The 8,444-nt window shown below is 62.9% G+C and carries 9 protein-coding genes and 1 pseudogene; 5 read left to right on the forward strand and 5 right to left on the reverse strand.

Annotation, left to right across the window (positions count from 1 at the left end):
- Window positions 1-533 precede the first annotated feature (533 nt).
- The 3 genes and pseudogenes from AB0L63_RS32585 to AB0L63_RS32595 all read right to left on the reverse strand — a co-directional run.
- Entirely contained in the window at window positions 534-1,715 is a 1,182-nt protein-coding gene (locus AB0L63_RS32585; protein ID WP_364508978.1) for an acyl-CoA dehydrogenase family protein, read from the reverse strand.
- A 119-nt stretch (window positions 1,716-1,834) separates the two neighbouring features.
- Window positions 1,835-2,449 (reverse strand): TetR family transcriptional regulator, encoded by a 615-nt coding sequence (locus AB0L63_RS32590; RefSeq protein WP_364508992.1) that lies wholly within the window; start codon window positions 2,447-2,449, stop codon window positions 1,835-1,837.
- Between the two features lie 195 nt (window positions 2,450-2,644).
- Window positions 2,645-2,772, reverse strand: a pseudogene (locus AB0L63_RS32595) (IS701 family transposase); the annotation flags it as partial.
- A 177-nt stretch (window positions 2,773-2,949) separates the two neighbouring features.
- Between AB0L63_RS32595 and AB0L63_RS32600 the strand changes: the two are divergent.
- From AB0L63_RS32600 to AB0L63_RS32610, 3 genes are all read left to right on the forward strand, one after another.
- Window positions 2,950-3,810: an MBL fold metallo-hydrolase gene (locus AB0L63_RS32600; protein WP_364508980.1), complete on the forward strand. Its 861-nt coding sequence runs from the start codon at window positions 2,950-2,952 to the stop codon at window positions 3,808-3,810.
- A 641-nt stretch (window positions 3,811-4,451) separates the two neighbouring features.
- Window positions 4,452-4,685, forward strand: a complete 234-nt coding sequence (locus AB0L63_RS32605; RefSeq protein ID WP_364508982.1) for a hypothetical protein — start codon at window positions 4,452-4,454, stop codon at window positions 4,683-4,685.
- A 56-nt stretch (window positions 4,686-4,741) separates the two neighbouring features.
- Complete coding sequence (locus AB0L63_RS32610) at window positions 4,742-4,984, forward strand: hypothetical protein (RefSeq protein WP_364508983.1); 243 nt, start codon at window positions 4,742-4,744, stop codon at window positions 4,982-4,984.
- Window positions 4,985-5,680: 696 nt separating this feature from the next.
- Here AB0L63_RS32610 and AB0L63_RS32615 read toward each other — a convergent pair.
- Window positions 5,681-6,103 carry a hypothetical protein gene (locus tag AB0L63_RS32615; RefSeq protein WP_364508985.1) on the reverse strand — a complete coding sequence of 141 codons (423 nt, stop codon included), beginning with the start codon at window positions 6,101-6,103 and terminating at the stop codon, window positions 5,681-5,683.
- Between the two features lie 340 nt (window positions 6,104-6,443).
- Between AB0L63_RS32615 and AB0L63_RS32620 the strand changes: the two genes are divergently transcribed.
- Together AB0L63_RS32620 and AB0L63_RS32625 are read left to right on the forward strand one after the other, a co-directional pair.
- Window positions 6,444-6,872: a hypothetical protein gene (locus AB0L63_RS32620; RefSeq protein WP_364508987.1), complete on the forward strand. Its 429-nt coding sequence runs from the start codon at window positions 6,444-6,446 to the stop codon at window positions 6,870-6,872.
- Between the two features lie 440 nt (window positions 6,873-7,312).
- Window positions 7,313-7,834: a hypothetical protein gene (locus tag AB0L63_RS32625; protein WP_364508989.1), complete on the forward strand. Its 522-nt coding sequence runs from the start codon at window positions 7,313-7,315 to the stop codon at window positions 7,832-7,834.
- A 71-nt stretch (window positions 7,835-7,905) separates the two neighbouring features.
- Here AB0L63_RS32625 and AB0L63_RS32630 read toward each other — a convergent pair whose 3' ends face one another.
- Complete coding sequence (locus tag AB0L63_RS32630) at window positions 7,906-8,178, reverse strand: hypothetical protein (protein ID WP_364508991.1); 273 nt, start codon at window positions 8,176-8,178, stop codon at window positions 7,906-7,908.
- Between the last annotated feature and the right edge of the window lie 266 nt (window positions 8,179-8,444).

Consider the following 8,444-nt stretch of genomic DNA (forward strand, 5'->3'; position numbering starts at 1 on the left):
TCACCGATCCCAGCGTGGTAGTCATGGTGGTCGTGGTGGCCATCGTCAGCCTGCTGATTCTGCTGCCGCTGTCGCGGCGGCTGGCCCGCACCGCCACCGACGGCGGTGACGCGGGCTAGGAGGGCTATTCGGCAACGGTGTCGAGGTGCCCATAGAGCAGTTCGATGGTGATTTTCGGCTGTGCCACTGTGGTTTCGAGTTTGGTGATCTCTTTGTCCCTGGCGTCGAGTTCGGTGCGCGGCGCGGCGATGATGTGCTGGTGTCCCGGTCGGTTGCCAGCGGTGTGTCGGTGTTGGGGTGGTTAACCAGTACCCAGCCCCGTATGCCCGATGCGCGTTCGGCGATTACTGCTCCAAAGCCGATCACACCCGCTGAAAGTCCGGGAAATATCAGGATCCCGATTAACGCTATGCCGGGCAGGCGACAGACCAGGGCACCGCCCCAAACTGCTTGACACAAAACGCCTTACGCTGATCACAGTGCGTCGGCGGCGCTGGAAACCTACCTCGATGAACGGGAATACATCCCAGAACTCAGATCATGATCCGTTGTCGCGGTTGGGGTTCGATGCCCATGCTGGTGAGCGCGGTGGCGTGGTAGATCAGTCCAGGGGTGTGGATGGCGTGTTGCAGACCCGTGTGGGCGTCGCGCCAGAACCGTTGCACAGGATTGCTGCGGCGGACCGCGTTTCCCCCGGAGCGGGCGAAGATTTCGTCGACAGCGGCCACCGCACGCCAAGCGCACCGAATCTGGTTGCGTCGGGTCACGGCGCGATCGGCGAAGGTGACGGTCATGCCAGTGTCGGTGAGCTCGTAGAGGCGCTCGATGCCGTCGAGTAGCTGGGCGCGGGAGGCGGCGATCTCGGCGGCGGCTTCGGAGATCGCAGACAGGGTGTAGGGGTCCTCGGTGATACGGACGCCGGTCATGGTGGTGCGGTCACGCTGATAGGCCAGGTGCACGGCGAGCGCGCCCTCAGCGATGCCGATGACCGCGGCGGTGATGCCGAGGGGGAACATGGCCCAGAACGGCAACCGATAGAGGGTTTCGTCGCGACTGACGACCGAGGCCCGCGTTCCCTCGGTCATGTCCTGCGCGTCGACGGACCGGTAGGCGGGGACGAAAGCGTCCTGGACGAGGATGTCCTTGCTGCCGGTGCCGCACAGGCCGATGACGTCCCACGTGTCCTCGACAATGTCGTAGTCGGCGCGGGGTAGCACCACGTGCAGGGTGGTGCGCGGTTCGGCGGGATGACCGTCGGCGTCGCCGAGGGTGGCGCCGAGGAAGATCCAGTCACAATGATCGGTGCCGGAGGAGAAGCTCCAGCGCCCGCGCAGCCGATAACCGCCGTCGACCGGTGTTGCGATCCCTTGGGCGGCATAGGGCGAGGCGATCCAGGTGTCGGGGTTCTCGCCCCACACTTCCTGTTGCAGGCGCCGGTCCATCAGGCCCATCTCCCACGGGTGCACGCCGCCGACGCCGCAGACCCATCCGGTCGAACCGCATCGCTGGGCCACCGCCATAACGGTTTCGGCGAAAACGCGCGGATGGGCCGCGTACCCGCCGAAGTCGGTGGGTTGCAGCAGTCGCATCACCCCGGCTTCGCGGATGAGGGCGACGCTGTCGTCGGACAACCGCCCGAGCGCTTCGCTGTCGGCCGCGGTGGCGGCCAGCCGGTCGCCCAGCGCTTCCACCTGCTCCAAGACCTTGTGCGTCATGTCTTTCACCTCTCCAGACGGTCGGCGTGGGGCAACCACGTCTAGACTAGAATTAATTCTAGTTTTAGGGAGATGTCAAGACCCGCAGCGATATTCGGTCTGGATTGCGTTGGTCGATCTCAGTGACTCTGGTCGGCCAGGATCAGCGAGGCCGCACGGCACAGTTCACGTTCAGCGCGTTCGGGAGACATGCGCCTGCTCAGACTCGAGGTGAGCACGCCCCACCAGCTGTAGATCAGCAGCAGCGTGGTGCTGTGATCGGCCGAGCTGGGCTGCTCGATTCCCAGCGTGTCCAGAATCACCTGTGTCAGTGCCGATTCCGATTCCAACCACAACCGCTCCGGTGGCGGCTGGCACATATAGGCGGCGGCGGTGGCGCGCAGCATCGCCGAGCACAGCCGAGGGCTGCGCAACAGTGCCGTGTTCAGTGCGGCCAAGTTGCGCCCGATGTGCTCCAGGACATCACCGCCTTCGTGCGGCTGCCATCGGTCGACGACGAAAGTGGCGATCTGTTCCTGGAACAGGGTCGCGAACACCTCGGTCTTGGTGGGGAAGTAACGGTAGAGCGTGCCCAACGCCACGCCCGCCCGATTGGCGAGATCGGCCATCTGCACCCGATCGAACTCCGCTTCGGCACCGAGTTGGGCAGCCGCCCGCAGAATGGCTCCCCGCCGCGCCACCTGACCCGCCGATGCCGGGGTGGCGGCGGGGCGCTGCTGCGCGATTCGCCCCATCGACCCGCCCTTTCTCGTCGTTTCCAGAACTCGACGATAGCGGTCGCTCTGCCGAACCAGGAACTCGCAGTAGCCCCTTAGTACTGCAACGGCACTCGGGTGGTCAGTTGAGGGGGTGGCCTCGTCTCCGGTAGTGGCTGAGCTGGGCTTGGTGTTGTCGTCGGCGGCGCCTTCGACGCGTACGCCAGACCGCCCACGCTCCAGACCCGCAGTCAACCCGGCCACGTATTCCGCGCCCGAGCCCGCGGCTCCGAACGCGTGAACCGACCCCCAATCCTCGACATCAACGAATCCAACTCGGCCACAACACGATCCAACACCATAGATCACATTTACCACCAGCTCACTCAGCTGCCGTTGCGGCATCAATATTGAATTGTCGATGGAATCCGCAGATAGGCTTTTAGAAATAAGTCAAGGCTTGAAATTTCCGCGCCATGGTTGGTACTCCTGAAAAAGTGCGGCCGTAGCTGCGTCGCACCAAGGAGGGAGTTCTACAAATGTCCTGGTTCGTAGACGATCGCTGCGTGAACTGCGATGTGTCCCGGCAATTGGCGCCCGGCTTGATCGGCGAGGTCGATGGCCGCTCCGAAATTCTGCGTCAACCGCGCGACGAAGCCGAGGAACAGGCGCTGGCGGCAGCCGCATTCGCCTGTCAAACCCGGTCCGTTCGGCGCGAGAACGCGCCACTGAAAGCGGCGTTCGATCCGTTCCCCATGCGCCTGGATGAGGGGGTCTACCTGTGTGGCCACAACTCATCGCACACCGCGGGCGCCAACTCCTATCTACTGCGACGCCGCGGCGGCAACCTCATGGTCGATACGCCACGCTGGAGCGAGTCGCTGGCAACCCGATACGAGGAACTCGGCGTGGTGACGGACGTTCTACTGACCCACCGTGATCACGCCGCGCATGGCCGGCGCTACGCAGACCGATTCGGGGCTCGACTGTGGATTCACGAGGGTGATCTCGATTCAGCCCCGGATGCCGATCAGATAATACGGGGAGCCGAGCCCGTGGAGATCGTCGACGGCGTAATGGCGCATCCGTTTCCGGGTCACACCGAGGGAAGTGTGCTTTATATAGTCGACGACCGATACTGTTTCAGCGGGGACAGCGTTTACTGGTCCCGCACCACCGGAGACATCGAAATCGCCGAGAGCGTCACATGGTATTCGGTCGAAGTACTGGCCGAGTCGCTGACACGATCGGCCGATCTTAGTTTCGAATGGCTGCTGCCCGGTCATGGGGATCGCCGACAGCTTCCGGCAAGCGAGATGGCGCTCCGGATGCGAGGCCTGGCCGAACGTGTCAAAGCCCTCCGCCCCCAACCGATCGACTTCAGCGCCATGCGGTGGTGATCACGACTCAGCGCAGCCGAACATCGCGAGCCGCGTGCTTGCCACCATAATGCAGCTGAGGCCAGAGCAGCCATGTTACGTGGGCAGGCCAGACCGATGCGCCGTCCGTCCCGCCGACGACATCACCAAGCTCGGCTCAGCCACTACCGGAGACGAGGCCACCCTCTCAACTGACCACTCGAGTGCCGTTGCAGTACTAGGCGGTCCTGCTGATCGCCGTCGATGAGGCGAAGGCGATTGCGATCATCCCCCCAGCCGCGATCACGTGTGGCGGTTACGCGGCACGGTAACCGAGGTCTGCTGACCTGATCGCGGCGGCACAGGAACAGATCTCTGGAAGCGCGGACACGACTGGTCCGCGCAAGACTAACCAACCATGTAGATACAGCGGAAGCGCTCCAGCCCGGCTTGGGTTGGGGCGCTTCGCATTTCAATCTCTGGGAGTTCGAGCAGGCCGAGCGATCTCGGCCATCACCTGATGGAGGAAGAAATGAAGATCATAAGAACCACCGACTCGCTGCGCTGACGTACGCACGAAGGAGGCCACCGGCCGTCTCGGAGAAACTCGCACGAGTGCCGGTAGTTGACGTTTACGATGGTCAATTCATCTGCCGCCGCACGAAGGATCAGCCTCGTTCCCGATGACGGACAACGCAAGAATTCGATGGGATAGCGACAGGCGCGTGTTGCTCGATGCGAGCGACCACGTACTCGTTGAGTATGAGCCCAATGAATCTGCACCTGGGAAGTTGGAAGAACTCCAGGACATCACCGCCGGGGAACTCGCCGAGGCGCTGGGACATGCCATCGCAAGCACTGACGGCATTGCCGGACCGACGGCGATGATCTCGATCAGCTATCTCCCAGCGCCGTAGGCGTCTTTCGATCGGCCTGGGCAGCGAACTACCCCTATCCCGAAGACATGCTCGCGATGGCCCGCGACGCGGACCGTTTCGAATTCACCATCGATGTGGTGCTTCCACGGGATTCCAACCTCACGGACCAGACCGTTCGTGCGCTGACCGAGGCGCCGTTGGCCGCCCAGGGGATGACCTGCATACAGACGAGGTTCTACAACGACAGCAGTGATGGCGCGTCCTGCGTGCTGACTGTCCTACCACCCGATGACGTCACGGTGCGTGACATGGCATTCAGTTTGTTTTCCCTTGTGTGACAGCTGATTTCGTGTCGGTGCCGTGTGTCACACTCGCGATTGTTCATGGCGGTGTGGATGGCCGCCTTTTGTGTTCGGCCTGGGTTCCAGGGAGGGATCGTTCTCATGGCATACATCTATGCATTCCGGCTCGGCAACGACGACCTGTTCAAGATCGGTAAGACAAAGATGGTCGATCCGGAATCACAGATATAACAACGTGATTCGTGACGCCCCCGGTCATCACCGCGTGCACGAGGAGTACACCCCCATATCACGCAGCAAGGGCACCAGGGACGGATCATCCCCACGTGCGCGGGGAGCACACTTGTTGACGTGGCAGTTTCTCGACCAACCTAACGGATTTCATTCGGTTTGGTTTACACATCGGCCGTTGGACCAGGCGTCGTGTGGGCATATGGCCGCCGTTTCGGTTTGGTGCCCGGCAGAGTTTCGATGATGGCGGCGAAATGCGCCGCGGCGTCGTCGATTCCGGTGTTCGCAACGGCCTCGGGGTGTTCACGCGCGGCGGCGACGGTCGATCCCTTTCGGCCCAATCGACTTCACCGCCGCGATCGGCCCGACGTCCAAGTCGTATCGGGCCCGGATCGATAACCAAGACCTGTGCCGAATATGCCGTGGGGTGCACCGGGATACACGCGCAGCGTGGCGTCCTTCATTTGGCGTCAGACTGGTCGCGGCCCGCCGCGGTGCCGGTCAGAAGTCGTCGTCGTGCCCAGCGAGCTGCCGCCCCAGCAACCTGGCCGCGTTGACGATGCCGTCCAATGGTCGCTCATACTGGAAGGCGTCGTCGTAGTCGTCGTCGGGTTCGAGGGCATCGGCGAGTAGGAGCGCGTGTCGGAGCATGATGTCCTCGCCCACCACGACGAGCCCGCCGATTGTGCCTGTGCTGCCGACCTTGGTGAGTACGGCCCGGAGATCGACCTTGTCGGCCCTGGCGAACGGCCTGTCGATCTGGATCCATTCCTCGCCCGCTCGTCTGATCACGACGTCCGGGGCGTCCCAGTCCTCTTCGGCGTCCTCGACCTTGAGGCTGATCTTGTTTGGCTCGATATGCACGCCGTAACTGTTCTCGGAAATGCGCTCGACCAGAGTGTCCCACTCGTCGCTGTGTTCCATGTGTTCCCCCATCGCGCCCGTCGGTGTCCCGCTGATGCAATGTAGCAGAATTCGCTGCGGTAGAAGGGAATTCGTCCATCCGGCACGGTACCGTTCGACTGGCCGCTACGACGACGTAGGTCCCGGGCGGATGAACCCGGCGACGGCGACGGCGATACGAACGAGACGTCAGGGGGTTCCGCCTACAGATGGTAATCGGCTTCGATCACCAGTCGTCCGCCCGAAAACCGTAGGTCGTCCCCGTTCCCATGTCCGGTGTGCCCCGCCGGGGGCACGAACCTGCGCCGACCGATCCAGAACCGTCACGCCACCGCTATGTGCCGATGACCAGCAGTTTTCGGTGTTGCAGGAGGTTGGCGTACTGGTCGATACCCCCTCCGGACACAAAATTGTGGCATTTATGCCGTCAAAACACTGGTTGATGGCCAACGGCCCGCAGGTCCCGACCTGGCGCAACGAGGTCACCCTCTCCAGCATCGATAAATTCCAGTCCTACGCCCCGGAAGCGTTCCTGCGCCGCGTATCTCCGACACCCCTGCACCACCAGCGGGACGACGCCCGACGCCTGCTCGGGCCGATACAGCCAACCCCGCAAGGTCACTGCGCCACTGGTGAATTCGACATCAACACGCATCGCAGTTCCTCCCATTGCATCCGTCTTGTAATCAACGTACGGCCCGGGAGCTCTGCTGTCGAAGGCTTCTCCGTTCCCTTCGTCCGATCAGCCTTTGAGCAGCTGCGTGGTCAGTGCTGTTGGCAGATCGCCTGATTCGTGGGGTACAAGCACCGCCTCGACCAACTCGAAGCCGATCTCCAAGATCGCAAACGGCGGGCCGCCGCCAAATGCTGGCTGGGCGAGATCGAAGGCTGATCGCACTCTGTCCTGTCTCCGCGACAAACGCACGCACAACGGCTCCAAACCACAACCAGCGAAGTAAGCCTCGGGTTCCCGGCCACCAGACCTGCAGCAGCAAAGCAAAACCCGTCGACGACGTCCGTAATCGCGTGATAAGCGGCAACAGAGTGTGTTGGCTACGAGCGACTGGTGCCGTGTCCGGAAAGGTTGATGCTGTAACCGTCACCCGGGGGGTGGTGTGGAGCAGCGCAGACCGGCCGGTTCGTATACCCTCCTCCAAGTCCACTTCGGAAGAGGGCGATCCGGCGTGGTTCGCACTCTTCTTCGCGTCGATAGTTGTATGGGGTAGAGAAATGGCGAGTAGCGACGTCGAGCTGGCAGCTCGTTGGTGGCAGTGGGCGATGTCTGTGCCGAACGCCAAAAATCCGGTAGTGGACGAGACCGGAGAGTTCGCCTGGATCGATCAGCCAACGGATGTCTGGTTCCTGGCAGGCACCTTCGGTGGGCGAGTCGAGCGGCGGTGCACGATTCCGCACGGCCGGCCGATCTTCTTTCCGGCTTTCAACATGTTCCAGAAGGTTCCGGACGGATTTTTCGCGCGTGGCGAGGTGCCGGTGGCGCCCGCGGCGTCCGGTCACGCCGCATTGAACGGAGTCCCACTGCCCGTGCGAGCAGTGACCAACGACAAGGCATTCCGGATCACGGCGGCAGCGGGCGGTCCCTTCGGTCACACCGGCCGGTTCAAGGCCAAAGCTTGGGGTCTGTGGGGCCGTCTCGATGATCTCGCGCGTGGCGACTACGTCCTCACCTTCGGTGGCGAATACGAGCCGGGCGGCTTCTGGGTCGAGATCACCTATCAGTTGGAGATCCGCTAGTGCCGCGTCGAGCAACGTTGGGTCGGTGATCCGGACTCCGGACCTTTGACCCGACCGCAAAGTCGCGGAACTCAGTACAGCTGGCCGGTCCGCAAGTCCGGGGCACCGAACATATGCCGGACCCCCTGGGTGCGGTGGTAGATCGCCCGCAACCGTTTCGGCCGACCAGCGGCGAACCAGCTGCGGCCTGCTCGGGGCAGCAGATTCAACGGCCCGAACTCGTCCACGCAGATCACCCGGCCGTCGGCGGGCGGATTGTCGTAGAGGTTCAGGACCCGGTTCATCTTCTCGATGAACGCCGGGTCGTTGCTGGACTTCCATGTCTTCGTTGACTGCCACGACACCCGCGGCCTTCAGGATTGCGCGCAGCGTCCGTTCGCGTGCCGGTCAGAACGTGCGGGTCGCGGCAGTAGCGAATGTCGTCAGTGCATTGCGAGATGCGAGCAGCGAGACATGCGGCGAATCGTGTTCACGCGATCCCTGAGCTGATGGGCCTACTCAGGTCCCGCAGAGCGTCGTCGTATTGGTTGCGGTCGAACCGGAATGGACCGAACGCGCCATAGTCGCGTGTTCGGCGACCGGGTTGTTCGGAGCAGTCCCAGATCACGAG

Source organism: Nocardia sp. NPDC051990 (genome assembly GCF_040680755.1).
Taxonomy (GTDB): Bacteria; Actinomycetota; Actinomycetes; order Mycobacteriales; family Mycobacteriaceae; genus Nocardia.